This window comes from Dechloromonas sp. HYN0024 (assembly GCF_003441615.1).
In the GTDB taxonomy this organism is placed as follows: domain Bacteria; phylum Pseudomonadota; class Gammaproteobacteria; order Burkholderiales; family Rhodocyclaceae; genus Azonexus.
Genome location: NZ_CP031842.1, coordinates 3,045,794 through 3,071,774, shown reverse-complemented (window position 1 = coordinate 3,071,774; position 25,981 = coordinate 3,045,794). Strand labels below are relative to the sequence as shown.

Annotated in this window: 24 protein-coding genes, 1 pseudogene and 1 riboswitch; of the genes and pseudogenes, 16 read left to right on the top strand and 9 right to left on the bottom strand. The window is 60.2% G+C overall.

The features are described 5' to 3' along the window. Nucleotides 1-59 precede the first annotated feature (59 nt). On the top strand, nucleotides 60-2,336 hold the full coding sequence (locus HYN24_RS14760) for an NADP-dependent malic enzyme (protein ID WP_117609965.1): 2,277 nt from the start codon (nucleotides 60-62) through the stop codon (nucleotides 2,334-2,336). Between the two features lie 69 nt (nucleotides 2,337-2,405). Here HYN24_RS14760 and mpl read toward each other — a convergent pair whose 3' ends face one another. Further along, the gene (gene mpl / locus HYN24_RS14755; RefSeq protein WP_117609964.1) at nucleotides 2,406-3,752 is read right to left on the bottom strand and encodes a UDP-N-acetylmuramate:L-alanyl-gamma-D-glutamyl-meso-diaminopimelate ligase; all 1,347 of its coding nucleotides are present in this window, start codon (nucleotides 3,750-3,752) and stop codon (nucleotides 2,406-2,408) included. Between the two features lie 52 nt (nucleotides 3,753-3,804). Between mpl and HYN24_RS14750 the strand changes: the two genes are divergently transcribed. The 9 genes and pseudogenes from HYN24_RS14750 to HYN24_RS16225 all read left to right on the top strand — a co-directional run. Beyond that, on the top strand, nucleotides 3,805-4,395 hold the full coding sequence (locus HYN24_RS14750) for a hypothetical protein (protein ID WP_117609963.1): 591 nt from the start codon (nucleotides 3,805-3,807) through the stop codon (nucleotides 4,393-4,395). 39 nt (nucleotides 4,396-4,434) lie between these two features. Then, nucleotides 4,435-4,914 (top strand): type II 3-dehydroquinate dehydratase, encoded by a 480-nt coding sequence (aroQ, locus tag HYN24_RS14745; protein WP_117609962.1) that lies wholly within the window; start codon nucleotides 4,435-4,437, stop codon nucleotides 4,912-4,914. 55 nt (nucleotides 4,915-4,969) lie between these two features. Continuing rightward, nucleotides 4,970-5,422: an acetyl-CoA carboxylase biotin carboxyl carrier protein gene (gene accB / locus HYN24_RS14740; RefSeq protein ID WP_117609961.1), complete on the top strand. Its 453-nt coding sequence runs from the start codon at nucleotides 4,970-4,972 to the stop codon at nucleotides 5,420-5,422. 7 nt (nucleotides 5,423-5,429) lie between these two features. Continuing rightward, on the top strand, nucleotides 5,430-6,788 hold the full coding sequence (accC, locus tag HYN24_RS14735) for an acetyl-CoA carboxylase biotin carboxylase subunit (protein ID WP_117610408.1): 1,359 nt from the start codon (nucleotides 5,430-5,432) through the stop codon (nucleotides 6,786-6,788). A 2-nt stretch (nucleotides 6,789-6,790) separates the two neighbouring features. Continuing rightward, the gene (gene prmA, locus HYN24_RS14730) at nucleotides 6,791-7,681 is read left to right on the top strand and encodes a 50S ribosomal protein L11 methyltransferase (protein ID WP_117609960.1); all 891 of its coding nucleotides are present in this window, start codon (nucleotides 6,791-6,793) and stop codon (nucleotides 7,679-7,681) included. Continuing rightward, on the top strand, nucleotides 7,657-8,757 hold the full coding sequence (locus HYN24_RS14725) for a DUF3426 domain-containing protein (RefSeq protein ID WP_117609959.1): 1,101 nt from the start codon (nucleotides 7,657-7,659) through the stop codon (nucleotides 8,755-8,757). Before prmA ends, HYN24_RS14725 begins: the two co-directional genes overlap by 25 nt. Before the next feature lie 6 nt (nucleotides 8,758-8,763). Continuing rightward, complete coding sequence (locus tag HYN24_RS14720; RefSeq protein WP_117609958.1) at nucleotides 8,764-9,696, top strand: carbohydrate kinase family protein; 933 nt, start codon at nucleotides 8,764-8,766, stop codon at nucleotides 9,694-9,696. Between the two features lie 95 nt (nucleotides 9,697-9,791). After that, on the top strand, nucleotides 9,792-10,553 hold the full coding sequence (locus HYN24_RS14715; protein WP_117609957.1) for a GNAT family N-acetyltransferase: 762 nt from the start codon (nucleotides 9,792-9,794) through the stop codon (nucleotides 10,551-10,553). 113 nt (nucleotides 10,554-10,666) lie between these two features. Further along, nucleotides 10,667-11,074: pseudogene (locus HYN24_RS16225) on the top strand (lysophospholipid acyltransferase family protein); the annotation flags it as partial. Between the two features lie 190 nt (nucleotides 11,075-11,264). Here the strand turns inward: HYN24_RS16225 and HYN24_RS14705 are convergent. From HYN24_RS14705 to HYN24_RS14695, 3 genes are all read right to left on the bottom strand, one after another. Further along, entirely contained in the window at nucleotides 11,265-12,095 is an 831-nt protein-coding gene (locus HYN24_RS14705) for a symmetrical bis(5'-nucleosyl)-tetraphosphatase (RefSeq protein ID WP_117609956.1), read from the bottom strand. Nucleotides 12,096-12,163: 68 nt separating this feature from the next. Then, complete coding sequence (gene glmS / locus HYN24_RS14700) at nucleotides 12,164-13,987, bottom strand: glutamine--fructose-6-phosphate transaminase (isomerizing) (protein WP_117609955.1); 1,824 nt, start codon at nucleotides 13,985-13,987, stop codon at nucleotides 12,164-12,166. A 63-nt stretch (nucleotides 13,988-14,050) separates the two neighbouring features. Continuing rightward, nucleotides 14,051-15,058 carry an NAD-dependent epimerase gene (locus HYN24_RS14695; protein WP_117609954.1) on the bottom strand — a complete coding sequence of 336 codons (1,008 nt, stop codon included), beginning with the start codon at nucleotides 15,056-15,058 and terminating at the stop codon, nucleotides 14,051-14,053. Nucleotides 15,059-15,282: 224 nt separating this feature from the next. Between HYN24_RS14695 and waaC the strand changes: the two genes are divergently transcribed. Together waaC and waaA are read left to right on the top strand one after the other, a co-directional pair. Beyond that, nucleotides 15,283-16,248, top strand: coding sequence for a lipopolysaccharide heptosyltransferase I (waaC, locus tag HYN24_RS14690; RefSeq protein WP_117609953.1), 966 nt, complete (start codon nucleotides 15,283-15,285; stop codon nucleotides 16,246-16,248). Between the two features lie 14 nt (nucleotides 16,249-16,262). Then, nucleotides 16,263-17,519 carry a lipid IV(A) 3-deoxy-D-manno-octulosonic acid transferase gene (gene waaA, locus HYN24_RS14685; protein ID WP_117609952.1) on the top strand — a complete coding sequence of 419 codons (1,257 nt, stop codon included), beginning with the start codon at nucleotides 16,263-16,265 and terminating at the stop codon, nucleotides 17,517-17,519. On the opposite strand, the gene HYN24_RS14680 is transcribed toward waaA, so the two are convergent. From HYN24_RS14680 to HYN24_RS14660, 5 genes are read right to left on the bottom strand one after another with little or no spacing between them, the layout of a single operon-like run. Beyond that, complete coding sequence (locus HYN24_RS14680; RefSeq protein ID WP_117609951.1) at nucleotides 17,485-18,810, bottom strand: TolC family outer membrane protein; 1,326 nt, start codon at nucleotides 18,808-18,810, stop codon at nucleotides 17,485-17,487. The genes waaA and HYN24_RS14680 overlap by 35 nt on opposite strands. A 7-nt stretch (nucleotides 18,811-18,817) precedes the next feature. Next, nucleotides 18,818-19,141 carry a rhodanese-like domain-containing protein gene (locus HYN24_RS14675; protein ID WP_117609950.1) on the bottom strand — a complete coding sequence of 108 codons (324 nt, stop codon included), beginning with the start codon at nucleotides 19,139-19,141 and terminating at the stop codon, nucleotides 18,818-18,820. Continuing rightward, nucleotides 19,141-19,794 (bottom strand): protein-L-isoaspartate O-methyltransferase, encoded by a 654-nt coding sequence (locus tag HYN24_RS14670; RefSeq protein ID WP_117609949.1) that lies wholly within the window; start codon nucleotides 19,792-19,794, stop codon nucleotides 19,141-19,143. The genes HYN24_RS14675 and HYN24_RS14670 overlap by 1 nt, the downstream gene beginning before the upstream one ends. A gap of 60 nt (nucleotides 19,795-19,854) precedes the next feature. After that, nucleotides 19,855-20,499 carry a TetR/AcrR family transcriptional regulator gene (locus HYN24_RS14665; RefSeq protein ID WP_117609948.1) on the bottom strand — a complete coding sequence of 215 codons (645 nt, stop codon included), beginning with the start codon at nucleotides 20,497-20,499 and terminating at the stop codon, nucleotides 19,855-19,857. A gap of 52 nt (nucleotides 20,500-20,551) precedes the next feature. Further along, nucleotides 20,552-22,012, bottom strand: coding sequence for a carbonic anhydrase (locus tag HYN24_RS14660; RefSeq protein WP_117609947.1), 1,461 nt, complete (start codon nucleotides 22,010-22,012; stop codon nucleotides 20,552-20,554). A 121-nt stretch (nucleotides 22,013-22,133) separates the two neighbouring features. Then, a riboswitch (TPP riboswitch) is annotated at nucleotides 22,134-22,229 on the top strand. A gap of 56 nt (nucleotides 22,230-22,285) precedes the next feature. Here HYN24_RS14660 and thiC point away from each other — a divergent pair. From thiC to HYN24_RS14640, 4 genes are all read left to right on the top strand, one after another. Continuing rightward, complete coding sequence (gene thiC, locus HYN24_RS14655) at nucleotides 22,286-24,202, top strand: phosphomethylpyrimidine synthase ThiC (protein WP_117609946.1); 1,917 nt, start codon at nucleotides 22,286-22,288, stop codon at nucleotides 24,200-24,202. Nucleotides 24,203-24,278: 76 nt separating this feature from the next. Then, nucleotides 24,279-24,545 (top strand): YkgJ family cysteine cluster protein, encoded by a 267-nt coding sequence (locus HYN24_RS14650; RefSeq protein ID WP_371413214.1) that lies wholly within the window; start codon nucleotides 24,279-24,281, stop codon nucleotides 24,543-24,545. 45 nt (nucleotides 24,546-24,590) lie between these two features. Next, the gene (locus HYN24_RS14645; protein WP_117609945.1) at nucleotides 24,591-25,415 is read left to right on the top strand and encodes an undecaprenyl-diphosphate phosphatase; all 825 of its coding nucleotides are present in this window, start codon (nucleotides 24,591-24,593) and stop codon (nucleotides 25,413-25,415) included. Beyond that, nucleotides 25,400-25,981, top strand: coding sequence for a YqiA/YcfP family alpha/beta fold hydrolase (locus HYN24_RS14640; RefSeq protein ID WP_240327685.1), 582 nt, complete (start codon nucleotides 25,400-25,402; stop codon nucleotides 25,979-25,981). Before HYN24_RS14645 ends, HYN24_RS14640 begins: the two co-directional genes overlap by 16 nt.

Genomic DNA, 25,981 nt, shown 5'->3' with positions numbered 1-25,981 from the left:
CGCAACGATTGGAGTAATCTAACCGGTTTTCCCCACTACCAAAATTCTCAGGAGAATCCGTGGAAAAGGATCTGCGCGAAGCCGCTCTCGAATACCATCGCTGGCCCACTCCGGGCAAAATTTCAGTTCGCCCGACCAAGGGTCTGACCAACCAGCGTGACCTTGCCCTGGCTTATTCCCCCGGTGTTGCGGCGGCCTGCGATGCGATTGTCGAAGATCCGGCAACGGCAGCCTGGTATACCTCGCGGGCCAATCTGGTTGGTGTCGTGACCAACGGCACCGCCGTCCTCGGTCTCGGCAACATCGGCCCGCTCGCCTCCAAGCCGGTCATGGAAGGCAAGGGTTGCCTGTTCAAGAAATTCGCCGGCATTGATGTATTCGATATCGAACTCGCCGAAAACGATCCGGACAAGCTGATTGACATGATCGCCGCCCTTGAGCCGACGCTTGGTGGCATCAATCTGGAAGACATCAAGGCACCGGAATGCTTCTATATCGAAGAGAAGCTCAAGGAGCGGATGAATATTCCGGTCTTCCACGATGATCAGCACGGTACCGCCATCATTTCCGGTGCCGCCATGCTCAACGGCTTGAAGGTCGTCGACAAGAAGATCGATGAGGTCAAGGTAGTCGTATCAGGAGCGGGCGCGGCAGCCATCTCGTGTGTCAATTTGTGGTGCGAACTTGGCGTCAAGCGCGAGAACATCACCATTTGTGACTCCAAGGGGGTCATCTACGTCGGTCGCCCCGGTGGCATGGATGAAACCAAGGCCCGCTACGCCCAGAATACCGAGCAGCGGACGCTGGCTGATGCCATGGTTGGTGCCGACATCTTCCTCGGTCTGTCGGCTGCCGGCGTGGTCAAGCAGGACATGGTCAAGAGCATGGCTGAAAAGCCGATGGTCTTCGCCCTGGCCAACCCGACGCCGGAAATCATGCCCGAACTGGTTCAGGAGGTTCGCCCGGATGCCATTATCGCTACCGGCCGCTCCGACTATGTGAACCAGGTCAATAACGTCCTCTGCTTCCCGTTCATCTTCCGTGGGGCGCTCGATGTGGGTGCGACGCGTATTACCGAAGAGATGAAGATGGCTTCGGTGCGCGCCATTGCCGAACTGGCCGAAGCCGAAGTCACCGATGAAGTGGCCATGGCCTATCCTGGCGCTGACCTGTCGTTCGGCCCGGAATATCTCATTCCCAAGCCTTTCGATCCGCGCCTGATCGTCAAGATTGCCCCGGCTGTTGCTCTGGCAGCGATGGAGTCCGGCGTGGCGACGCGTCCGATTACCGATTGGGATGCCTACCGGGCCAAGCTGTCCGAGTTCGTCTATCACACCGGGGTCGGCATGCGCGCCATTTTTCAGGCCGCCCGACAAGCCAAGGGCAAGCGCATCATCTTCGCCGAAGGTGAAGATGAGCGCGTACTGCGCGCCGCCCAAGTGGTCATTGAGGAAAAGTTTGCCCGTCCGCTGCTGATCGGGCGTCCGGCGGTCATCGAGCATCGCCTGGAAAAAGCCAAGCTGCGCATCAAGCCGGGCGTCGATTTCGAAATCATCAATCCCGAATCCGACGAGCGTTACCGCGAATGCTGGACCGCCTACCACAAGGCCATGGCACGTCAGGGCATCACCCCAGCCATCGCCAAGGAAGCCATGCGCCGCAAGCCGACGGTGATCGGTGCCATGTTGCTCAAGCTGGGCTACGCTGACGGCATGATTTGCGGCATGACCGGTCAGTACAGTCATCATCTCGGCGTGATCAGCCAGATCATCGGCAAGCGTCCCGGGGTCAGCACCCTGGCCGCCATGAACTACCTGATGCTGCCGGGACGTTCGCTCTTCATCTGCGATACGCATGTGAATGAGAACCCGAATGCTCAGGAAATTGCCGAAATGACCATGATGGCAGCCGAGCAAGTGAAGCGTTTCGGCAGCAATCCGAAAGTGGCGCTACTCTCGCACTCCAACTTTGGTTCAGGCAACTCCGAATCGGCACGCAAGATGAGTATTGCTGCCGGTCTCGTTTCGGCGATGTCGGCGGGTGAGCTTGAGGTGGATGGCGAAATGCACGGCGATTCGGCGCTGAATGAAGACCTGCGCCGCGAAGCCAACCCGGATTCCCCGCTGAAGGGCGAAGCCAATCTGCTGGTCATGCCCAACATCGACGCGGCCAACATCTCGTACAACCTGATCAAGATGACCGGTGGCGAAGGCGTCACCATCGGCCCCATCCTGCTCGGCGTGGCGCGTCCGGTGCACGTATTGACCTCGACAGCAACGGTGCGCCGTCTGGTCAACATGACCGCGCTGGCGGTTGTGGAGTCGATGGAGCGCTAAGTTTCAGCACAACAAAAAGGCGCGGGAGGGTAACCTCGCCGCGCCTTTTTTGTGCCTGGATTTCGGACCCTACTCGGTCAGTCCTGCCAATATCTTGCCGTGAATGCCACCGAAGCCGCCGTTGCTCATGACCAGGATGTGGTCGCCGGGTTGGGCTTCGATGACGATCTGGTCCACCAGTCGCTCGAGGTTGTCTTCGACGACGGCCCGTACACCCATGGGAGCCAGCGCCTCGCGGGCATCCCAGCCGAGATTGCCGGCGTAACAGAAGGCCATATCGACTTCGCTCAGGCTTTCCGGCAGTTGTGACGTCATTGTTCCCAACTTCATGGTGTTCGAGCGCGGCTCGAGCACGGCCAAGATGCGGGCCTTGCCGACCTTGCGGCGGAGGCCGGCGACGGTGGTGGCGATGGCGGTCGGGTGATGGGCGAAATCGTCGTAGACAGTCACGCCGCGCACCTCACCACGCACTTCCATGCGCCGTTTGACATTGACGAAGCGGGACAGGGCGTCCAGTCCCTGCTCAAGCGGCACGCCGACATGGCGGGCGGCAAGCAGGGCGGCGCAGGCATTGGCCCGGTTGTGGTCGCCGGATAGGCCCCAGACGGTACGCCGGACCTTGCCGTCGGGCGAGTGCAGTACCAGTTCGCCACGGGCGTCGTCGCCGGTGACGTGATAGCCAGATGGGTCATTGAAGGGCTCGACCGGCGTCCAGCAGCCACGCGCGAGGACGCGGCCGAGGCTGGCTTCGGCGGCATTGGAAACGATCAGTCCGGATTGCGGCAGGGTGCGCACGAGGTGGTGAAATTGTGTCTCGATCGCTGCCAGATCGCTGAAAATGTCGGCGTGATCAAATTCGAGATTGTTCAGGACGACGGTGCGCGGACGGTAATGGACGAACTTGGAACGTTTATCGCAGAAGGCCGTGTCGTATTCGTCGGCCTCGATGACGAAGAAGGGCGTGCCGCCGAGCCGTGCCGAGACGCCAAAGTTGAGCGGCACGCCACCGATCAGGAAGCCGGGGTCCATATTGGCGGCGTCAAGTATCCAGGCCAGCATCGAGGCGGTTGTCGTCTTGCCGTGGGTGCCGGCGACACCGAGCACCCAGCGCCCTTGCAGTACGTTCTCGGCCAGCCATTGCGGCCCGGATACATAGGGCAGGCCCTTGTCGAGAATGGCTTCAAGCAGCGGGTTGCCGCGCGAAACGGCGTTACCGATGACGAAGATATCGGGTGCCAGCGCCAACTGGTCAACAGCGAAGCCCTCGATCAGTTCGATACCAGCCTCGCGTAACTGGTCGCTCATCGGCGGGTAGACGTTGGCGTCGCAGCCCGTGACCTTGTGGCCCGAGTCGACCGCCAGTTGCGCGACGCCGCCCATGAAGGTGCCGCAGATGCCGAGAATATGAATGTGCATTTCAGATTGTGCCGTTAGAATGGGGGCGATTTTACCTTGATCGAGTCCCCCCATGACCCGTCATGAACGGCAACGTACGAGTCCCGGCAACCGGGCCAGCATCGCTAGTGCCGCCGCCCGGTTGATGGCGGAAGATGGCATTACCGATTATCACCATGCCAAAAAGAAGGCGGCCCGCCAGTTGGGCCTGCCCGAACACACGGCTTTTCCTGACAATGCCGAGGTTGAGGCCGAGTTGCGCGCCTATCGGAGCCTCTATCAGGGTGAAGAGCATGAGGAACTGATTGCCATGCTGCGCCACTCTGCGCTTGATGTGCTCGATCTGCTGGCTGGCTTTAATCCCTATCTGACGGGATCGGTCCTGGATGGAACGGCCGGCGAGCATTCGGGCATCGATATTCTCGTTTTCGCTGATAGCGCCAAGGAAGTCGAGATATTCCTGCTCAATCGGGGCATCGATGTATCGCACGTCGAGGTCCGCAATGAGCGGGTCGAGGCCGTGCTGCGCATGGAAACTGACACGGCCGATGCTGACCTCATCATCATGCCGCCGAACATGGAGCGGGTCAGCCTGAAACATCACGACGGACGTCAGAGTGATCGCATCCGGGCCGATGCCCTGCGTGCCCTACTAAAGGAATAGACTGGACAAGTTGCTGTCATTTGCGGCAAACTTGCAGCTATGACGAAGCGAAAAACTGCTTCCAAGCCGGTCGAAAAGCCCCTCATTCTCGTAATGCACGGGCCCAATCTCAACCTGCTTGGTACACGTGAACCCGAGCATTACGGCCGGGTAACCCTGTCGGACATCAACATGTCGCTGGCGCGCATGGCTGAAACCGCCGGAGTTGAGCTGGAGGCTTTCCAGAGCAACCATGAGGGGGCATTGATCGAGCGCATTCATGCCGCTCGCGATCAGGGCGTCCGCGCCATCATCATCAATCCCGCCGCCTACACGCATACCAGCGTGGCCTTGCGCGATGCGATTGCGGCCGTGGCGATTCCGTTTGTCGAAGTGCATCTTTCCAACGTGCATGCGCGGGAACCGTTCCGCCATCACTCGTATTTTTCGGACCTTGCCATCGGAGTCATCTGCGGGCTGGGTCATGAGGGCTACCTGCTGGCCCTCGAATATCTGCTTAACAAGCTTAATATTGAATAGTCCGGTTTTGGCCGGACCTTTGTGCCCGACGGGTACAACATTGAAGGGAGTCTCCATGGATCTGCGTAAACTCAAGAAACTTATCGACCTCGTTCAGGAATCCGGTATTTCGGAACTGGAAGTGACGGAGGGCGAAGAAAAGGTTCGCATCGCCAAACATTACGGCGCTGTCGCAGCTGCTCCGCAGCAATACTATGCACCGCCCCCGCCGGTCGCTTCGGGTGCGCCGGCTGTTTCGGCGGTCAATCTCGATGACGAGGATGAGTTGCCGGAAGGCCATATCGTCAAGTCGCCGATGGTTGGTACCTTCTACCGCTCGCCGTCGCCGGGTGCCGACGCTTTTGTGCAGATCGGCCAGACCGTCAAGCAGGGCGAAACCCTGTGCATCATCGAGGCCATGAAGTTGCTCAACGAAATCGAGTCCGATGCCTCGGGCGTGGTCAAGGCTATCCTGGTCGAGAATGGCGAGCCGGTTGAATTCGGCGAGCCGCTTTATGTGATTGGCTGATATGGCCATGTTTGAAAAAATCCTGATCGCCAATCGCGGCGAAATCGCCTTGCGCATCCAGCGCGCCTGTCGCGAACTGGGCGTCAAGACCGTGGTCGTGCATTCCGAGGCGGATCGCGACGCAAAATACGTCAAGCTGGCCGATGAGTCGGTTTGTATCGGCCCGGCGTCTTCTTCCCTTAGCTATCTCAACGTTCCGGCCATTATTTCGGCGGCCGAAGTGACCGATGCCCAGGCTATTCACCCGGGTTACGGCTTCCTTTCGGAAAACGCCGATTTTGCCGAGCGTGTTGAAACTTCCGGGTTCGTCTTTATCGGGCCGCGCGCCGAGACCATTCGCCTGATGGGTGACAAGGTTTCCGCCAAGAACGCCATGAAGGAAGCCATGGTGCCTTGCGTGCCGGGTTCCGAGGGCGAACTGCCGGATGATCCGAAGGAGATCGTCAAGATTGCCCGCGCTGTAGGTTATCCGGTGATCATCAAGGCGGCCGGTGGCGGCGGTGGTCGCGGCATGCGCGTCGTGCATACCGAGGCAGCGCTGGTCAATGCCGTGGCGATGACCAAGCAGGAGGCAGGCAGCTTCTTCAACAATCCTGCGGTGTACATGGAAAAGTATCTGGAAAATCCGCGTCACGTGGAAATCCAGGTGTTGGCTGATGAATACAAGAACGCCATCTATCTCGGCGAGCGCGATTGCTCGATGCAGCGCCGTCACCAGAAGGTGATCGAGGAAGCGCCGGCGCCGCATATCCCGGCCCGCCTGATTTCACGGATTGGCGAACGTTGTGCCGAGGCTTGCCGCAAGATTGGTTATCGCGGCGCGGGCACCTTCGAGTTTCTCTACGAGAACGGCGAGTTCTATTTCATTGAAATGAATACCCGCGTCCAGGTCGAGCACCCGGTCAGCGAAATGATTACCGGCGTCGATATCGTGCAGGAACAGATTCGGGTCGCGGCCGGCGAGAAGTTGCGTTACAAACAGAAGGATATCGTGTTTCGTGGTCATTCGATTGAATGCCGCATTAACGCCGAAGATCCCTTCACGTTCGTGCCCTGTCCTGGCAAGATCGAGTTTTATCACCCGCCCGGCGGCCCCGGTATCCGGGTTGATACCCACATTTATCAGGGCTATACCGTACCGCCCCATTACGACTCGATGGTCGCCAAGGTCATCGCCTACGGCGATACCCGCGATCAAGCCATCCGTCGCATGCGCATCGCCTTGTCCGAGATGAGTATTCAGGGCATCAAGACGAATATCCCGCTGCATCAGGAACTGATGCAGGACGCCCGTTTCGTCGAAGGTGGCACGAGCATTCACTATCTTGAACAGAAACTCGCCGACAAGGGCGAAGTGAAGCACTAGGCATGGGCTGGCAAAGTGTCAGTTTCCTGACCGATGCATCGCAGGCCGAGCCGGTTTGCGATGCCCTGCTCGAAGCGGGAGCCCTGTCGGCCAGCATCGAGGATGCCGACGCCGGTACACCGGACGAGCAACCGCTGTTCGGTGAGCCGGGGTCGCTGCCCAGTACGGGCTGGCGGCATTCGCGCATCGTCGCCTTGCTTGAGGCCGATGCTGATGTCGAAACCTTGCTGGCCATTGCTGTTTCGGCCATTGGCCTGGGCGACGTGCCACCCTATTCGGTGGAAGCTGTGGCCGAACAGAACTGGGTGCAGCTGACTCAGTCGCAATTCGACCCGATTCGCGTCTCCGAGCGGTTGTGGATTGTCCCCTCCTGGCATGAAACGCCGGATCCGGCCGCGGTCAATCTTATTCTCGATCCGGGCATGGCCTTTGGCACCGGTTCGCATCCGACCACCCGGCTTTGTCTGGAGTGGCTCGAACGCAATGTTTCCGCTGATTGCAGCGTGCTTGATTATGGTTGTGGTTCGGGCATTCTGGCCATTGCTGCGGCCCGTCTCGGGGCTGGCCGGGTGGCCGGGGTCGATATCGACCCGCTGGCGGTTGACGCGGCGTGCGCCAATGCCGAGCGTAACGGGGTGACCGCCTTGTTTGCCGACTCGGCCATGCCGGTGGCTGGCGAATACGACGTGGTGGTGGCCAATATTCTTTCCAATCCGCTACGGGTTCTGGCCCCGGCTATTTGTGCCCATGTCCGTTCCGGTGGCCGTCTGGCCCTGTCCGGCATTCTGCGTGAACAGGCCGAGGAAATCATCGCCATCTACGCCCAATGGCTGCCCATGCAGGTGGCCGATACGCGTGAAGACTGGGTATGCCTGGCTGGGATAAAGCCCTGATGCGGACACGCTGCCCGGCCTGTACCACGGTTTTCCGTGTGACATCCGAGCAGTTGCGCCTGAGGGCAGGCAAGGTTCGTTGCGGGCACTGTCAGGCGGTGTTCAACGCCTTCGACGAACTGGTCAGCGAGGACAATCAACCACTGATTGCTACCCCGCAGGTCGACGAATCTGCAGGCTTCGAAGCGGCACTGCCGGCGGAGCCGGAAATGGCGGACAAGGCTCAGGAGATCGAACCGCCGGCTCCGGAAGCAGACTTTGCCGAAGCGTTGCCGGCTGATCATGATACCCAAGCCTTGGTCGAGTCAGCATCTGGCGAGCTGACGGCGGAAATGGAGCCGTCTGATGGGCTAGAGGCGCCAGTCGATGAGGCTCCGGATACGGTGCTGCCGGTCGCTGCTGATCCAGCCGAACTGCCGATTGATACGGATACGGTTCTGATTCAGGCGCCGCTCGACGAGCCGCTCGTCGAGTCTCCCGAGGAGTCGACGCAGGCGGCGCGCCAGGCCGGGCTGGTGGCCGCGCGTGAGCTCAGCGATACCTCCTCGTTCAACCGCTGGTCAGCGGGGACGCTGGCCAGTGACGGTCTGGGCGGTTTTGCCGCTGATTCAACGCGGCGGCCAGTCTGGCCCTTCGTGCTTGTCGCGGCGTTGTTGTTGACCGGGCTGCTCGGTCAGCTGATGTATTACTTCCGCACCGACATCGTCCTGCGTATCCCCGCAACTGCCGGGCTTTACGAACTGGCGATGGTCGACATTCCATTGCCGCGCAATGCGACCCTGGTGTCGATTGAAACCTCCGATCTGCAATCTGAAAACGCGCGCGGCCTTTTCGTCCTGCAAGCCACGCTAAAGAACCGCGCAGCCTATTCCCAGGCCTGGCCCGCACTCGAATTGAGCCTGACTGATACCAACGACAGTGTGGTTTCGCGGCGTGTCATGTTTGCTGCCGACTACCTGCCGCCGGGCACCACCGCCGATGCCTTTCAGGCCAACGGTGAACTTGCCGTCAAATTGTCGATCGAGGCCAAGAACATCGGTGCCTCCGGCTACCGCCTTTATCTCTTTTATCCCTGATTTCCGATGACAACACTGATCTGTGGTTCGCTGGCCTTTGACAACATCATGGTCTTTCCGGACCGTTTCAAGAATCACATCCTGCCCGAGCAGATTCACATTCTGAATGTTGCCTTTCTGGTTCCCGAGATGCGCCGGGAGTTCGGTGGCTGTGCCGGAAACATTGCCTACAACCTGATGCTGCTGGGCGGTCAGCCGATGATCATGGCTGCGGTAGGGGACGATGCCGCCCCCTACCTTGAGCGCCTTGATCGTCTGGGCCTGGTGCGCACACATGTCCGTCAGGTCAGCGGCAGTTTCACGGCCCAGGCTTTCATCACGACCGATCTTGACGACAACCAGATCACAGCTTTTCATCCGGGGGCGATGAGCTTTTCGCATCTGAACAAGGTCGAGTCGGCCAACGCCTCCCTCGGCATCGTGGCTCCCGATGGCCGTGAGGGCATGATGCAGCACGCCCGTGACTTTGCCAGCGCCAACGTTCCCTTCATCTTCGATCCGGGTCAGGGTCTGCCCATGTTCAATGGCGACGAACTGCTTGATTTCATTGAACTGGCTGATTATGCCTGTTTCAATGATTATGAAGCCAAGCTGCTGTGTGATCGCACCGGGCGCAGCCTTGAACAACTGGCCGGCAGCCTGAAGGCGCTGATCGTCACGCGCGGTGGCGAGGGGTCGGAAATCTACGCCGATGGTGTTCGCCATGACATTCCCTGTGTTCAGGCCGATCAAATTCTCGATCCGACCGGTTGCGGTGACGCCTACCGCTCGGGCCTCCTCTACGGTATCGCCAACGGTTTTGACTGGCTGACCACCGGCCGCCTCGCGGCGGTGATGGGGGCTATCAAGATCGCCCATCGCGGTGGCCAGAATCACCAGCCGAGCCGCGAGCAGATTGCTGAACGTTACCGTTCGGCTTTCGGGAGTATGCCCTGGTAAGTCACGGCATTTGAAACATCGCTGTCATCTTCGGGCAAAGTGCATGTAACAAGGCTCATTCAGACTTCTTCTCCACGAATACAAGGAGAACGAAGATGGAAAATGTCCATAAGGCGGTTGGTCGCAGCCGCCCCGAAAAGAAGAGCCTGGCGGTCGGCTTTGCCCGCAGCCAGAGCGATATCCTCGATGCCCAGCGCCTGCGTTACCGTGTCTTCGCCGGTGAAATGGGGGCCAATCTGCCGAGCCGCACGCCGGGTGTCGATCACGATGTCTATGACCCGTACTGTCAGCATCTGGTGGTGCGTGATACCCAGACCACCGAAATCGTCGGTACCTACCGCATCCTGACCCCGGACAATGCACGTCAGGTCGGCTACTACTCGGATAACGAATTCGACCTGACCCGTCTCCAGCACCTGCGTTCGCGTCTGGTCGAGATTGGCCGCTCCTGTGTGCATCCGGAATACCGGACCGGGGCAACGATCACCTTGCTGTGGTCCGGTCTGGCCCAGTTCATGATCGAGAACAGCTACGACTACCTGATGGGTTGCGCCTCGATCAGCATGGCCGATGGCGGCCACGCTGCCGCCAGCTTGTATAATCGCCTGGCTGCCGATCACCTCGGGCCGCAGGAATACCGCGTTTTTCCGCGTTGTCCGCTGCCTCTGGCTGCCCTGCAGCAGGACAGACCGGCCGAAACGCCGCCGCTGATCAAAGGCTACCTGCGGGCCGGTGCCTGGATCTGTGGTGAACCGGCCTGGGATCCTGATTTCAATACCGCCGACCTGCCTATCCTGATGCCGATGGCCAAGGTTTCCGGGCGTTATGCCAAGCATTATCTGGGACAAGAAGACTGAATCAAACTAACGCCGCTGTTCGCGCCTACCGGATTTTTCGCATCGCCCTGCTGGTCGGCAGCGCGGTGCTGCTTGCTCTCTGCTTGTTCCCCTGGTGCGGCGATCGTCGGCGCATGGCCCTCAAGGCCAGCTGGGCGGCGGCGCTGCTCGATGCACTGGGCGTTGAGGTCGAGGCCGATCTGACGCATGCCGTTCCTGGTGCCCTGCTCGTCGCCAATCACATTTCCTGGATCGACATCTACGTCATCAACGCCGTGCTGCCGGCTGCCTTTGTTTCGAAGGAGGAAGTCCGGCACTGGCCACTGATCGGTTGGCTGGCGGCGAAGAACGACACGGTATTCCTGCGCCGGGGTAGCCGTGGTCACGCCAAAGTGATCAATCAGCAGGTCGCGGCGCTTCTCGACAAAGGCAAGCACGTCGCCGTATTTCCTGAAGGGACGACGACCGATGGTCGTAGCCTGCTGCATTTTCACGCCGCCTTGATCCAGCCGGCGCTGGCGGCCGGGCGGCCGGTGTTGCCGGTGGCGTTATCCTATTGGGAGACTGATGGTCAGCGCAGTCTGGCACCGCGCTACGACGGTGATATCAGTATGGGTCAATGCACTGCCGCCATCCTTGGCCGTAAACGCCTGGTCGCCCGGCTGGTGACGACGCCCGTGCTTGGATTGACTGGTGAAGACCGTAAGCAGGTCGCGGCTGAGGCACGCGAAGCTATCGCTTGGGCGGCTGGGCTTCCGTTGGTGAGCAATTCACCTGAAATACCTGCCGGTCCTCCAGGCGCACAGCGGTCAGATGGCCCCCCCACAGACAGCCCGAGTCGAGCGCCAGCAGGTTTGGCGTAATCTTCAGGCCGAGGGCTGACCAATGGCCGGTCACCAGCACCGAGTCGGCACTTTTCCGGTTGGGTAGATCGAACCAGGGGACGTGACCGGCCGGGGCGTTTGCCAACTTGCCCTTGACCTTGAACTCCATGATCCCATCCAGCGTGCAGAAGCGCATCCGGGTCATGGCATTGACGATGACGCGCAAGCGCGGCCAACTGCTCAGATGATCCGACCAGCCGGCCGGTTCGCTGCCCCACAGGTTGAGGACAAACTCCCGGAAGTCGGGGCCTTGCAGGGTAATTTCCACCTCGCGGGCGAGTTCACGGGCGCGGGCAGCGGTCCACTGCGGCAACAGGCCGGCATGAACCAGACAGTACTCGCCCTCGGTATGGCAAAGCGGCTGCTGACGTAACCAGTGGAGCAGCTCATCGCAGTCCGGGGCATCAAGAATCTCCTGCAAGGTGTCGTCCTTGCCGCGAAATTTCGCGCCGCCTTCGGCGACCATGAGGAGGTAGAGATCGTGGTTGCCGAGCACGGTAATGGCTGCCGGCCCGAGCGACTTGATGAAGCGCAGGGTGTTCAGCGATTGTGGGCCGCGATTGACCAGATCACCGACCAGCCACAGCCGGTCGCTGGCCGGATCGAAGGCGCAACGCTCAAGCAGTCGCTGCAGCGAGTCGTAACAGCCCTGGATGTCGCCGATGGCGTAAGTGGACATGGCTTTTCTCGACGCCTACCGACTGAGCCTGCGCTGCAAGCAGCGAATCGGGGCGGGGATCAACATGGTCATTCCACCGTCACCGACTTGGCCAGATTGCGCGGCTTGTCCACATCCGTGCCCTTGACCAGGGCGGCATGGTAGGACAGCAGTTGCAGCGGAATGACGTGGAGGATGGGCGATAACTCGCCGTAGTGTTCGGGCAGGCGCAGGATATGGACGCCATCCGATGCCGGAATTTCCGAGTCGGCATCGGCAAAGACATAGAGTTCGCCGCCGCGCGCCTGGACTTCCTTGAGGTTTGACTTGAGCTTGTCGAGCAACTGGTCGTTGGGGGCAACCGAGATGACCGGCATGTTGGCGTCGACCAGGGCCAACGGGCCATGTTTCAACTCGCCGGCGGGATAGGCTTCGGCGTGGATGTAGGAGATTTCCTTGAGTTTGAGCGCGCCTTCCATGGCAATCGGATAGTGGCGGCCACGGCCGAGGAAGAGGGCATGGTGCTTGTCGGCAAAACGCTGGGCCCAGACCTTGATCTCCCCTTCGAGCTCAAGCACCTTGTTCACGGCAACCGGCAGGTGGCGCAGTTGGTGGATGTAGGTGGCTTCCTGGTCGGGCGTCAGGCGATTCCTGACCTTGGCGGTAACGAGTGTGAGCAGGAAGAGCGCAGCGAGCTGGGTGGTGAAGGCCTTGGTCGAGGCGACGCCGATTTCCGGCCCGGCGCGGGTGATGAAGCGCAGGGTGCATTCGCGGACAATGGCCGACTCGGGTACGTTGCAGATGGCCAGCGTCTTGGTCTGGCCGAGAGCCTTGGCATGGCGCAAGGCGGCCAGCGTGTCGGCCGTCTCGCCGGACTGCGAGATGGCGACGATCAACTGGCGCGGATTGGGCACCGAAGTACGGTAGCGGTATTCGCTGGCGATCTCGACATTGCACGGCATGCCGGCGATGGCTTCGAGCCAGTAGCGGGCGGTATAGCCGGAGTGGCTGCTGGTGCCGCAGGCGAGGATGAGGATCGAGTCGACATCCGACAGCAAATTGCCGGCTTCTGCGCCGAAAATGCCAGGCTGGATGGTTTTGCTGCCGCCGACGATCTCCAGGGTGTTGGCCAGGGCTTCCGGCTGCTCGAAGATTTCTTTCTGCATGTAGTGCTGGTAGTTGCCCAGTTCGACAGCGGCAGCGGAAAGCTGGGAGACATGCACCGGACGGTCGACCGGTGTGCCATCGAGGCGGGTGATGCGAACCTTGGCGGCGGTCAGTTCGGCAATGTCGCCGTTTTCCAGGTAGACCATGTTGCGGGTGACTTGGAGCAGGGCCGAGGCGTCGGAGGCCGCGTAGCTGCCAGTATCGGAGACACCGAGCAGGAGCGGCGAACCCTCGCGGGCAACGATGACCTTCCCCGGCTGGTTCTGGTCAATGACGGCGATGGCGTAGGCACCGACCAAGCGGCGGCAGGCAATTTGCACGGCGGTGAACAGGTCGGGCTCGCTTTTTAGCGTGGCCTGGATCAGGTGAGCGATGCTTTCGGTATCGGTGTCCGACGTGAAGACGTAGCCCTGTGCCGTCAATTCGCGGCGAAGGCTTTCGTAATTCTCGATGATGCCGTTGTGTACGACGGCGATATTGCCCGATACGTGGGGGTGGGCGTTGCGCTCGCTGGGCACGCCGTGCGTTGCCCAGCGGGTGTGGGCGATGCCGGTGACGGCACTGGTTCCGGCTGCGGCTGCTTCCAGTTCGGCGACGCGGCCGGTCGAGCGCACGCGCTCGATGGCGTTGCTGCCAATGACGGCTAGGCCGGCTGAATCATAGCCACGGTATTCGAGTTTCTTCAGACCCTCGATTAGTACCTGGACGATATTGTTGCCGGCTGCTGCTGCGACGATTCCACACATATTAGTCGTTAGTTCTTAGTGGTTGGCGGTTAGAGGAGAAAGCTAGCAACGCATGACTAGCGACTAAATACTATAGTACTCGCGATACCAGGCGACGAAGCGATTGACGCCTTCCTGGATGGGCGTGGACGGGGCGAAGCCGACCCAGTCGTTGAGCAGCGAGGTGTCTGCGAAGGTCGCCGGAACGTCGCCATCCTGCATGGGGAGCAGGCGCTTTTCGGCTTTCTTGCCGATGGCCGATTCGATGGCGCCGATAAAATCAAGCAACTGAACTGGATTGTTGTTGCCGATATTGAAGACGCGATAAGGCGCGGTGCTGGTGGCCGGATCGGCCTCATCCGGAAGATAGTCCGGATTGCGCTCGGCGTTGTGGTCGAGGCTGCGGATGACGCCTTCGACGATATCGTCGATATAGGTGAAATCGCGCTGCATGTTGCCGTGGTTGAAGACGTCGATCGGGCGATCGTTGAGGATGGCGCCGGCGAACAGGAAGGGCGACATGTCCGGCCGGCCCCACGGGCCATAGACTGTGAAGAAACGCAGGCCGGTGGTAGGCAGGCCGTAGAGATGGCTGTAGGTGTGCGCCATCAGCTCGTTGGCCTTCTTGGTGGCGGCATACAGGCTGACCGGGTGATCGACGCTGTCGTGCTCGGAGAAAGGCATCTTGGTATTGCCGCCGTAGACGCTCGAACTGGATGCGTAAACCAGATGCTGGACCTTGTGGTGGCGGCAGCCTTCAAGCACGTTCACGAAACCGACCAGATTGCTATCGACGTAGGCGTGCGGGTTCTGGATCGAATAACGGACGCCGGCCTGGGCCGCCAGGTGGACCACCTTGTCGAATTTTTCCTTGGAGAAAAGCTGGTCCATGCCGGCACGGTCGGCCACGTCGAGCTTGATGAAGCGAAAGCCCGGCTGCGCGGTCAGCCGCTGGAGGCGGCTTTCCTTGAGCGAAACCTCGTAGTAGTCGTTCATGTTGTCGAGGCCGACCACCTCGTCGCCACGCGCCAGGAGGCGCAGCGCAGTAGTCATGCCGATGAACCCGGCGGCACCGGTAACGAGAATTTTCACGAAATCAATCCTGCATGGAGATACGTGATTTTACCGTAGCCCAGCGTCGGCATGCGGCCGTTCGCGCATCAGGGAAAATTTGGGCATGGCCGCGAGGGGGCTGGGTGGCGCGGCAGTGCCGGCAAATTGCGGTGATTTGTCGGAGCGAACGTGGCTGACGGGCGGGCGACGGCGCTTCGCACGATATAATTACCGGCTAGCGAATTTTCAAGGGCCTGTCGCCGATGCTCAAAGTCCTGCTGATCAAAATGTCATCGATGGGCGACCTCGTGCATAATCTGCCGCTGGTTAGCGACATTCGTGCCCATTTTCCTGATGCCCGCATCGACTGGGTGGCCGAAGAAGCCTACAGCCCGATACCTGCATTGCACCCGGGCATTAACCGGGTCATTCCGGTGGCCTGGCGGCGCTGGCGACGCCAGCTCGGGCAAGCCAGCACCTGGCAGGAAATGAAGGCTTTCGTGGCGACGCTGCGGGAAGTTGAATACGACCTGATCCTGGATACCCAGGGACTCTACAAGAGCGCTGTCATTGCCCGGCTGGCGCGCGGTTGCATCGTTGGCGGCGATCGTCACAGCATCAAGGAGGGTGGCGCCGCATTGTTCTACAACAAGCGTTTGGCGATTGCCCGCTCTCGTCACGTGATTGATCGTTGTCGGGCGGTGGGGGCCGGTGCGTTGGGTTATGCGGCCGATTCGCTACGGGTTTTTGGCATTGAGGCCGAGCCACTGCGGGCGGACTGGCTGCCGAAAGGCCCCTACTGTGTCCTCATGCATGCGGCGAGCCGACCTGAAAAGCTGTGGTCCGAGGAATACTGGGTGGCGCTCGGGCGTTATCTCCACGAGCGCGGCATGTTCACCGCTCTGCCCTGGGGCAGCGGTGAGGAACGTGCCCGCAGCGAACGTCTGGCGGCACAGATTCCCGGCGCTGTCGTGCCACCTCGGATGGGGCTCGATGTGGCGGCGCACTTTCTCGCCGGGGCCAGGGTCGTCGTCGGGCTGGATACCGGCTTTACCCACTTCGCCGCCGCTTTGTCGCGGCCAACCATCGGTATTTTCTGCGACTCTGATGGTGAGCAGGCCGCCGTGCAGGGCGGGGCCTATTGCGAGAGTTTCGGCAAGAAAGGGCAGCCACCGGCCTACGCGACTATCCTGCAGGCGGTCGATGCGGCTCTGGTTAGTATTGCTTAGCGCCAGCGCACACCATGCGCCTGATCTATTCCCTGCTTCTCTACCTCATCACGCCGCTGATCTGGCTGCGTCTCCTCTGGCGTGGCCGAAAGCAACCCGAGTATCTGCAGCATCTTGCTGAGCGCTACGGTTTCTACGATCAAAGTGCTCCCGAAAAGCTGATCTGGGTACATGCCGTATCGGTTGGCGAAACCCGCGCCGCCCAGCCACTGATCGAAGGATTGCTGGCTGGCTGGCCGGGGCATCGCATTCTGCTTACCGGAATGACGCCGACCGGACGGGAGGCTGGTCGGCAGGTCTATGGTGATAGGGTGATCCAGGTCTATCTGCCTTACGACTATCCGGGGGCGGTTGACCGGTTTTTCCGCCATTTTTCGCCGGCCTTCGGCGTCTTGATGGAAACCGAGATCTGGCCCAACCTGCTGGCTGCGGGCAAGCGTCGCAGCGTCCCGATCTTTCTCGCCAATGCCCGACTTTCGGCCCGCTCTGCGCGTGGCTACCGGCGTTTTGCCGCACTGGCCAGTCCCGCCTTTGCGGCGCTGACCGGGGTTGCTGCGCAGACTGCGGGAGACGCCGAGCGCATCATCGGGCTGGGCGCGAGTGTCGTCGAGGTTTGCGGCAACCTGAAATTTGACGTCACACCACCCGCCGACAAGCTGGCTCTGGGTGAAGAATGGCGACGGGCAATCGGTGGGCGGCCAATCTGGCTAGCCGCCAGCACGCGTGAGGGCGAGGAAATACTGGTGCTCGAGGCCTGGCGCCGGGTGGCGGTGCCCGATGCCTTGCTGGTGCTGGTGCCGCGCCATCCGCAGCGCTTTGCTGAAGTTGCCGGCTTGCTGCAACAGCGGGGGCTGTCAGTCGTTCGCCGCAGTGCCGGCCTGCCTGTGGCCGAGACACAAATCTGGTTGGGTGACAGCATGGGCGAGATGGCAGCCTATTTTTTGCTGGCTGACCTTGCCTTCATTGGCGGCAGCCTTCTGCCGCTGGGCGGGCAGAACCTGATCGAGGCGGCGGCCTGCGACTGCCCGGTCGTTGTCGGGCCGCATACGTTCAACTTCAAGCAGGCGACCGAGGATGCCATCGACGCCAGTGCGGCCTTGCGCGTTGATGATCCGGAGATGCTTGGGCTGACCGTTGACCGGCTGCTCGGACAAAAATCAGAACTGGCCGAAATGCGCCTGGCGGCTGCGACGTTTGCCCGCGCCCATCGAGGCGCAGCGGCTCGGATGGTGGCGCTTATTGCGCGCTGGACGGGTCCAGCAGGGCATTGATCTGGGCGACGTCGTCTTCGCCGAGGGCGCCGGTCGATGCCTTCAGGCGCAATTGCGACATTAGCGTGTCGAGCGTGGCCTTGGCCAGATCACGACGGGTGACATAGACCTGGTTTTCGGCATTCAAGACATCGATGTTGATGCGCACGCCGACCTCATAGCCGAGCTTGTTTGATTCAAGGGCCGACTGCGACGAGACCAGCGCGGCCTTCAGTGCTTTGACCTGAGCCAGCCCATTGGCGACCCCCAGGTAGTACTGGCGGGCTGACAGCGCGGCACCGCGGCGAGCCGTTTCAAGCCCCGAAAGGGCTGCCGTTCGGTTGGCGGCCGCCTCGCGCTGACGCGACACGGTGAGACCGCCCTGGAACAGCGGAATGTTCAGTTGAATGCCGATATTTCGGTATTCTGTATCGGCCAGCCCAAGGGTCGAAGCGTAGCTTTTCGAATGCCCTTGATTGGCCACCAGGTCGACGGTCGGGTAGTGGCCGGCGCGCTGCTTGTCCACTTCACGTGCCGCGATGTCGGCGGCCGCTTGCTGAATCTGTACGGTGATGCTGTCTTTTTCGGCAGCGGCGACCCACTGACTCATGTCGCTCGGCTGGGGCATCGACAACTCAGCACTCTTGCGCGTCGTGGCGAGTTGGCCGGGCGTTTTGCCGATAATGGCCTGGAGGGCATGCTGCCTGACTTCAAGGTCGCTTTCAGCGGCAATTTCCTGCGCCATGGCCAGATCGTAACGGGCCTGCGCTTCATGCGTGTCGGTGATGGTCGAGGTGCCAACCTCGAAGTTTTTCTTGGCTGATTCGAGTTGCTGGGCGATGGCTGCTTTGTTGGCGCGGACGGCCTTGAGGTTTTCGACCGCGTAAATGGCGTCGAAATAGGCTTGCGATACACGCAGGATCAGATCCTGACGGGCCTGGACAAAATTGGCCTCGGCCTGCGCCACCTGCATCTTCGACTGGTCGTAGGAGACCCAGTTTTGCCAGCGGAAAAGCGGCTGTGACAGGCTTACCTGATAACCGTTGGAGTTGTATTGCGGCTTTGACAGTGTCGGGCCGTTGTGGGTCGAGATCTCTGTATCGTTCCATACCGTATTACCTGACAGCGTCAGGCTCGGCAGCAGGCCGGCACGGGCCTGCGGTGCCTTTTCTCGGCCGGCATCCAGCGTCGCACGTGCTGCGGCGTAGGTCGGGTCATTGTCCTGTGCCTCACGATAGACCTGCATGAGGTCTGCCGCGAACAGCGGAGAAGCGAGCAAGGGGGAGATCAACAGCCAGGCGAGTTTTTTCATGCCACTCTCAATAACGACGCATGTTGGAATCGACTTCGCCAGCCCAAGCCTCGACGCCGCCCATCAGGTTATAGACCGTCCCGAAGCCTTTGCGTTCGAGGAACATGGCGACCTGCATGCTGCGGCCACCATGATGGCAAATGACGACAATTTCCTGTCCGGGGTCGATTTCATCGCAGTGCGTCGGCACCAGGTGCATTGGCATGTTCCGCGACCCCGCCAGCTGGCAAAGCTCGACTTCCCACGGTTCGCGCACATCCAGCAGGATAGGGCTGGGCCGACCTTCGTCAGCCAGCCATTCAGCTAATTGTCGTGCGCGAATCTGTTGCATCAGAACGAGAAACTAGTCTTGGTGGCGACGCCGTCGAGAGCCGGAATGACCGTCTCGAACAGGTTGACCGTGTTGTAGATGCCGTCTGCCGTGCAGGTGATCAACTGGGCTTCCATGACCGGCGCTTCACCGACGATGACCGCCAGGCGACCACCAACGCGGAGTTGCTTGAGCAGCGAATCAGGGACAGCCGGGAGGGCGCCGGAAACGACAATGGCGTCGTAGGGGCCGCGCTGGGACCAGCCATTAGCACCATCGCCGAGTTCGATGGTGGCGTTGGTGACGCCGGCGCGTTCGAGATTCTGCCTGGCCATCTCAACCAGTTCCGGGCGGCACTCGACGCTGACTACGTGCTCGGCGCGGGCGGCCAGCAGGGCGGCCATGTAACCGCTGCCGGTGCCGATTTCAAGGACCTTGTCGGTCTTCTTGATGCCGAGCTCCTGAAGCATCTTGGCTTCGATCTTGGGGGCAAGCATCATTTGGCCGCTGCCCAGCGGGATTTCCATGTCGGCAAAAGCCAGGTTGCGATAGGCAGCCGGCGCGAAGTCTTCGCGCTTGACGACAAAAAGAAGGTCGAGAACCTGCGGATCCAGAACATCCCAGGGACGGATCTGCTGTTCGATCATGTTGAAGCGTGCTTGCTCGATGTTCATTGGGGTCTCCGCAGACTAAATATTAGCACGGGCTAATATATTGATTCCGACAAATTAAAATTATACCTGAGTCTCTTTTTCCGGCTTGCGCAAACCCTGCTTCAGAAGGTCCATGTGGATCTGCAAATATCGCTGCGGATCATTCTCGCTGTTCTGGCAGCAATTCATTGAATAACGCCAGATTAGCAGCATAAGAATTGGCGCGATGACGACATCAACCGTCGTTTCGACATCCATCTCACGGAATTCGCCGCTCGCCATGCCGCCTCGCAAGGCACTGCCAACCAGCGCGCGGCCTCGGCTGATGACATTTTCGTAATAGTAGGCGGCCAGCTCAGGGAAGTTGCGTGCTTCAGCCACCATTAGTTTGATCAGGCCGGCATAAGCGGTCAGTCCGATCTTTGTCCACCAGTTGCGGAGGAGAATTTCCAGCAACTCGAAACTGCAGCCGATGTGTTTGGCTGCAAGTGCTTCGTTTTCTGCGAGGACAGGGACAATCCCTTCCTGAATCACGGCCTTGAACAGGGCATCCTTGTTATCGAAATAAAGGTAGAGGGTTCCTTTTGAAACGCCGGCCCGAGCTGCAACGTCTTCCAGCCGCGTGGCGGCGAAGCCTTTTTCCACAAAGAGGCCGAGCGCGGCTTCAAGAAGCTCGGCTGGGCGAGCTTCCTTGCGGCGTTTGCGAGGGATGGGTGGCGTCGGCATGGTAACTTAATGACTTATTGGTCATTAAGTTACCATCGTCTCCGTCAGGCGGTCAACGACCTTCCTTGATCAGGCGACCGCTGGCTGGCTGGATCGGCCGGGCGTTGTTCCTGTAAAGCCGGCTGAAGATGTTGATCTGATCCTGGGAAACCTGCACCGGCTGCTTCATGACCAGCCACAGAACGCCTTCCGAGCAAGGCGGCGTGGTCAGTGAGCCAACGTAGGTGTAGTAATTGCGGGAAGCCGGCAGCAGGGTGTTGATGTCGATCGTGGTGCTGGGCGGCGCCACTGGCTGGTTCTTTTCCAGGGGCATGTTGTTCCACAGTGTCTGGATGAACGCGTTTTCGGTGCCGCGTTCGAGCAACACGGCAACCACCGCAAGTTGCCCGTCGTCGGCCTTGTGTACAAGATGGGCGACCATGTCGAAACGCTGGCCATTGACCTTCTCTTCCGACGGGCGATGGAAATGGAACTGGATCAGTTCGTAGGTCTTGCCGGTCAGCGAAATTGAGCTGTCGCCGACTTCGGCCTGAATGGTGTGGCCGTTGTCCACGATACGGAAGGTCGACGGGCGGTAATTGAACTTGATCGCCTCAAGATCGACCTTGATACCATCCTTGATATCGATCGGCGACTGGCGTTGGCCGATGGCGCAAGCCTTGTTCTTCTCATCGAGTTTGGCCCAGTTTTCCGGTCCGCCGGCACCTTCGTAATCCCAATGAATGTGCGCATGCTGCATGGCAGGTTCGGCGTGAGCCACCTCAAGCATGTAGCCTTCCGGGCGGGGCGCCTTTTTCGGTTTCGGGCTGGGGGCGTGCGAGTTGGTATGGACGACAACAGTCGACGACTTGACCGGGGCCGCTTCCTTGGCCGGTGGGGCGGGCGGCGGTGCGCTTTCCTTGGCGCTTTCCATGGCCGCCTTGAGGTTCGGCCGGATCGACGGGATGCTGCCGTGTTCGGCCTCTTTGGCGGGGGCTTCGGCTTTGCCATGGCCAGCATCGGCAGCCTTGAGCATTTCCGGTTTTTCTGGCTTGGCCATTTCTTTCTTGAGCATCGCCTCGTTGGCCGCCTTCAGCTGGGCCGCCGCTTCGTTGGCTTTCTGTGCGACTTCGGTGACGCCTTCCTTGGGCGGCCGGCAGACTTCCCTCAGCACCTTGTCGTCGAGCGTGCCAGTCCTGACAGGGAGATCGCTGCCTTTGATGTCTTCTTCGCGGATGACATCGGTTTCATTCTTTTTGAAAATTCGCTTGATCGTGTTGGCGCTGCGGGTGGTGCAGTCATACCGGGTGATCGCCTCAATGACGCGATAGCCGGAACCGGACTTCCCGTCGATCAATTCGCGCTCGAGCACGACCCGCCCCTGGGCCTGAACGCTGGCACCGTCGCGCTTCAGGCTGGTGCGGTCAAGTTCGATGCGTTTTCCCGGCTCGGATGAAATGGTTTGCCAGGTGGGGGCGGCGGCAGCCGTCCAAGGCAGGGCAGCCAGCAGGCTGGCGATCATCAGTAGGCGCATCTTGCTTCCCTCTTTTCTTTTTGAATTCCGACGCTTGTCGACGATATTTCGGCCAATTTCTAGAAATCTTGAGCGCGTTTTGTCATTCCTTGCATTTTGCCTGTATTTCCAGTAACTTGCAGCCTCTCGTTAGGGGTGCCCGGCTATGTTCGGGCTGAGAAAAACCCTTCGAACCTGACCGGGTCATGCCGTCGTAGGGAAACGAATTCCACTGTTGTGGAACCACATCGCTCCTTGCCCGTCATACCCGCTGCACCCACGCAAGGAAGAACCATGAACGCCACCGAACAGTTTCTCGCCGCCAATGCCCACGTCGACGAGGCCGCAGTCAAGCCGCTGCCGAATTCCCGCAAGATTTATATAGAGGGTTCGCGACCCGATATTCGCGTGCCGATGCGGGAAATCTCGCAGGCCGATACGCCGACTGCCTTTGGTGGCGAAAAGAACCCCCCGATCTTTGTCTATGACTGTTCTGGCCCCTACTCCGATCCGGCCGCCAAAATTGATATCCGTTCCGGCCTGCCTGCCCTGCGTGCCCAATGGATCGCCGAGCGTGGTGACGTTGAGGAGCTTTCCGGCCTGACTTCGAAATTCGGCCAGAAGCGCGCCGATGACAAAGCCCTCGACGAGCTGCGTTTCCCCGGCCTGCAGCGCAAACCGCTACGTGCCAAGGCTGGCCACAACGTCTCGCAGATGCACTATGCCCGGCGCGGCATCATCACGCCGGAGATGGAATATGTTGCCATCCGCGAAAACAACAATCGCCGCGCCTATATCGAATCCCTGCGCGCCACCGGCAAGATGGGCGAGAAGATGGCTGCCCTGCTTGGTCGCCAGCACAAGGGGGAAAACTTTGGTGCCAGCATTCCCGACGAAATTACTCCCGAATTCGTGCGCAGCGAAATCGCCCGCGGCCGCGCCATCATTCCCAACAACATCAACCACCCGGAAAGCGAGCCGATGATCATCGGCCGCAACTTCCTGACCAAGATCAACGCCAATATCGGCAACTCGGCGCTCGGCTCCTCGATCCAGGAAGAAGTCGAAAAAATGACCTGGTCGATCCGCTGGGGTGGCGACACCGTGATGGACCTGTCCACCGGCAAGAACATCCACGAAACGCGTGAATGGATCATCCGCAACAGCCCGGTCGCCATCGGCACCGTGCCCATCTATCAGGCACTGGAAAAGGTTAACGGCAAGGCCGAAGACCTGACCTGGGAAATCTTCCGCGACACCCTGATCGAACAGGCCGAACAAGGCGTCGACTACTTCACCATCCACGCCGGCGTGCTGCTCCGCTATGTGCCGCTCACCGCCAACCGGATGACCGGCATCGTCAGCCGCGGTGGCTCGATCATGGCGAAATGGTGTCTGGCCCACCACAAGGAAAGTTTCCTCTACACCCACTTCGAGGAAATCTGCGAAATCATGAAGGCCTACGACGTCGCCTTCAGCCTCGGCGACGGCCTGCGTCCCGGCTCCATCTACGATGCCAATGACGAAGCCCAGCTCGGCGAACTCAAGACCCTGGGCGAACTGACCCAGGTCGCCTGGAAGCACGACGTCCAAGTCATGATCGAAGGCCCCGGTCACGTGCCCATGCACATGATCAAAGAGAACATGGACCTGCAGCTCGAATACTGCGCTGAAGCCCCGTTCTACACCCTTGGCCCGCTGACTACCGACATCGCCCCAGGCTACGACCATATCACCAGCGGCATCGGCGCCGCGATGATTGGCTGGTACGGCACGGCCATGCTCTGCTACGTCACGCCCAAGGAGCACCTCGGCCTGCCCGACAAGGACGACGTCAAGGAAGGCATCATCACCTACAAGCTCGCCGCCCACGCCGCCGACCTCGCCAAGGGCCACCCCGGCGCGCAGATTCGCGACAATGCGCTGTCCAAGGCCCGTTTCGAATTCCGCTGGGACGACCAGTTCAACCTCGGCCTCGATCCCGACAAGGCAAAGTCCTTCCACGACGAAACCCTGCCCAAGGAATCGGCCAAGGTCGCCCATTTCTGCTCTATGTGCGGGCCGCATTTCTGCTCGATGAAGATCACCCAGGAAGTGCGCGAATTCGCCGCACAACAGGGCGTCGATGAGGCGGCCGCCTTGGCCAAGGGGATGGAGGTCAAGTCGGTGGAGTTCGTGAAGGCGGGCGCTGAGGTGTACAGCAAAGTCTGAGTACGGCCGATTGGTTTTCGACCAAGGAAGGCGGCTTAATCAGCCGCCTTTTTTCATGTTGGTGCGACAATGACGCATGTCTGAATACCAGCTCACCGCACCGATGGCATGCCGCTCCGGCTGTGGTTCCTGTTGTATCGCGCCCTCGATCAGTTCGCTCAACAAGCCGGCCGGTGAGCCGTGTCGGCATCTCGATGCGGCACTGCGCTGCCGGATTTTCGGTCAGCCGGAACGGCCGTCCTGCTGTAGCGGCCTGCAGGCTTCGGTGGAAATGTGCGGCGAAACTCGGGAGCATGCGCTGCATTGGCTGGCCGAACTCGAAGTGCTGACACATCCGGGATAGTAGAATGCGGCCTCTCCCACTTGCTCAATGCACAGGCCGCACCCCATGGACCCGATTCTTCTCCTCAAGGCACTCATCCTCGGTATCGTCGAGGGGCTGACTGAATTCCTGCCGATCTCGTCGACGGGGCATTTGATTTTGGCTGGCGATCTCCTGGATTTCAACGATGATCGCGGCAAGTTGTTTGAAATTGTCATCCAGTCTGGGGCTATTCTGGCCGTTGTCTGGGAATATCGCCAACGCCTGTTGGTGGTGGCGCGTGGTGCGTTCAGCGACAGGGCGGCGCAGAAATTCATACTCAACCTGTTCGTCGCATTTCTGCCTTTGGCCATTCTTGGTTTGGCGTTCGGTAAGGCGATCAAGGCCCATCTGTTCAACCCCTATGCCGTGGCAACCACCTTCATCCTCGGCGCTTTTGTCATCCTGTGGGCGGAAAAGCGCGAGCACAAGATTCGTATCGAGACGGTCGAGGAAATGAGCCTCGTCGATTCCCTCAAGATGGGTATTGCCCAGGCTTTTGCCCTGATTCCCGGTACTTCGCGTTCGGGTGCGACGATCATTGGCGGCCTGCTCTTTGGTCTGTCGCGCAAGGCGGCGACAGAGTTTTCGTTCTTCCTCGCCATTCCGACCCTGAGCGTGGCGACGGTGTATCAGTTGTACAAGGAACGTGCCCTGCTCAATGCCGACGATATCGGCATGTGGGTGGTCGGCTTCCTCTCGGCTTTTGTCTCCGCCTTCCTTTGTGTGCGCTGGCTGTTGCGTTTCATTTCCAGCCATGATTTCACGCCCTTTGCGTGGTATCGCATCGTTTTCGGCATCGTCGTTCTGCTGACGGCCCAATTTGGCTGGGTGCAATGGACTGCCAGCTAAACAAACCGCTGGTCATTTATCTGCACGGCTTCTGTTCCTCGCCGGCAGCGTGGAAGTCGCAATTGTTGGCCGAAGAAATGGCCCTGCGTGGCATGGCGGCGCAGTTTATCTGCCCGCCGTTGTCGCCGGTGCCTGATGAGGCTGTGGCCAGCATCAGCCGCCTGATCGAACAGGCCAGCGGGCCGGTCACCCTGATCGGCTCGTCCTTGGGGGGGCACTACGCCAACCATCTGACCGAGAAGTACGGCGTGAAGGCGGTGCTGATCAATCCGGCGACAGTGGCTCACCTCGATCTGGCAAGGTTCGTCGGCGACCATGCCAATTTTCATAGTGGCGAACGTTTTACCTTTACCGAAGCCCATGCCGCACAATTGCGGGCACAGGTGCGCCAGCCGACGCCGGCGCTTTACTGGCTGTTGGCCGAAACGGGTGACGAGGTGCTGGATTACCGGCACGCCGTCGATTTTTACGCCGGCTGTCGGCAAACAGTCGTGGCGGGCGGCGATCACGGGTTCACGCAATTTCCCGGCTTCATCCCGCAAATCATTGAATTCGCTGGGCTATAA

Excerpts from the sequence above, each read along its gene's own strand:
- mpl (WP_117609964.1), bottom strand. The coding sequence starts at position 3,752 with ATGCACATTCATATTCTCGGCATCTGCGGCACCTTCATGGGCGGCGTC.
- HYN24_RS14750 (WP_117609963.1), top strand. The coding sequence starts at position 3,805 with ATGACCCGTCATGAACGGCAACGTACGAGTCCCGGCAACCGGGCCAGC.
- aroQ (WP_117609962.1), top strand. The coding sequence starts at position 4,435 with ATGACGAAGCGAAAAACTGCTTCCAAGCCGGTCGAAAAGCCCCTCATT.
- accB (WP_117609961.1), top strand. The coding sequence starts at position 4,970 with ATGGATCTGCGTAAACTCAAGAAACTTATCGACCTCGTTCAGGAATCC.
- accC (WP_117610408.1), top strand. The coding sequence starts at position 5,430 with ATGTTTGAAAAAATCCTGATCGCCAATCGCGGCGAAATCGCCTTGCGC.
- prmA (WP_117609960.1), top strand. The coding sequence starts at position 6,791 with ATGGGCTGGCAAAGTGTCAGTTTCCTGACCGATGCATCGCAGGCCGAG.
- HYN24_RS14725 (WP_117609959.1), top strand. The coding sequence starts at position 7,657 with ATGCCTGGCTGGGATAAAGCCCTGATGCGGACACGCTGCCCGGCCTGT.
- HYN24_RS14720 (WP_117609958.1), top strand. The coding sequence starts at position 8,764 with ATGACAACACTGATCTGTGGTTCGCTGGCCTTTGACAACATCATGGTC.
- HYN24_RS14715 (WP_117609957.1), top strand. The coding sequence starts at position 9,792 with ATGGAAAATGTCCATAAGGCGGTTGGTCGCAGCCGCCCCGAAAAGAAG.
- HYN24_RS14705 (WP_117609956.1), bottom strand. The coding sequence starts at position 12,095 with ATGTCCACTTACGCCATCGGCGACATCCAGGGCTGTTACGACTCGCTG.
- glmS (WP_117609955.1), bottom strand. The coding sequence starts at position 13,987 with ATGTGTGGAATCGTCGCAGCAGCAGCCGGCAACAATATCGTCCAGGTA.
- waaC (WP_117609953.1), top strand. The coding sequence starts at position 15,283 with ATGCTCAAAGTCCTGCTGATCAAAATGTCATCGATGGGCGACCTCGTG.
- waaA (WP_117609952.1), top strand. The coding sequence starts at position 16,263 with ATGCGCCTGATCTATTCCCTGCTTCTCTACCTCATCACGCCGCTGATC.
- HYN24_RS14680 (WP_117609951.1), bottom strand. The coding sequence starts at position 18,810 with ATGAAAAAACTCGCCTGGCTGTTGATCTCCCCCTTGCTCGCTTCTCCG.
- HYN24_RS14675 (WP_117609950.1), bottom strand. The coding sequence starts at position 19,141 with ATGCAACAGATTCGCGCACGACAATTAGCTGAATGGCTGGCTGACGAA.
- HYN24_RS14670 (WP_117609949.1), bottom strand. The coding sequence starts at position 19,794 with ATGAACATCGAGCAAGCACGCTTCAACATGATCGAACAGCAGATCCGT.
- HYN24_RS14665 (WP_117609948.1), bottom strand. The coding sequence starts at position 20,499 with ATGCCGACGCCACCCATCCCTCGCAAACGCCGCAAGGAAGCTCGCCCA.
- HYN24_RS14660 (WP_117609947.1), bottom strand. The coding sequence starts at position 22,012 with ATGCGCCTACTGATGATCGCCAGCCTGCTGGCTGCCCTGCCTTGGACG.
- thiC (WP_117609946.1), top strand. The coding sequence starts at position 22,286 with ATGAACGCCACCGAACAGTTTCTCGCCGCCAATGCCCACGTCGACGAG.
- HYN24_RS14650 (WP_371413214.1), top strand. The coding sequence starts at position 24,279 with ATGTCTGAATACCAGCTCACCGCACCGATGGCATGCCGCTCCGGCTGT.
- HYN24_RS14645 (WP_117609945.1), top strand. The coding sequence starts at position 24,591 with ATGGACCCGATTCTTCTCCTCAAGGCACTCATCCTCGGTATCGTCGAG.
- HYN24_RS14640 (WP_240327685.1), top strand. The coding sequence starts at position 25,400 with ATGGACTGCCAGCTAAACAAACCGCTGGTCATTTATCTGCACGGCTTC.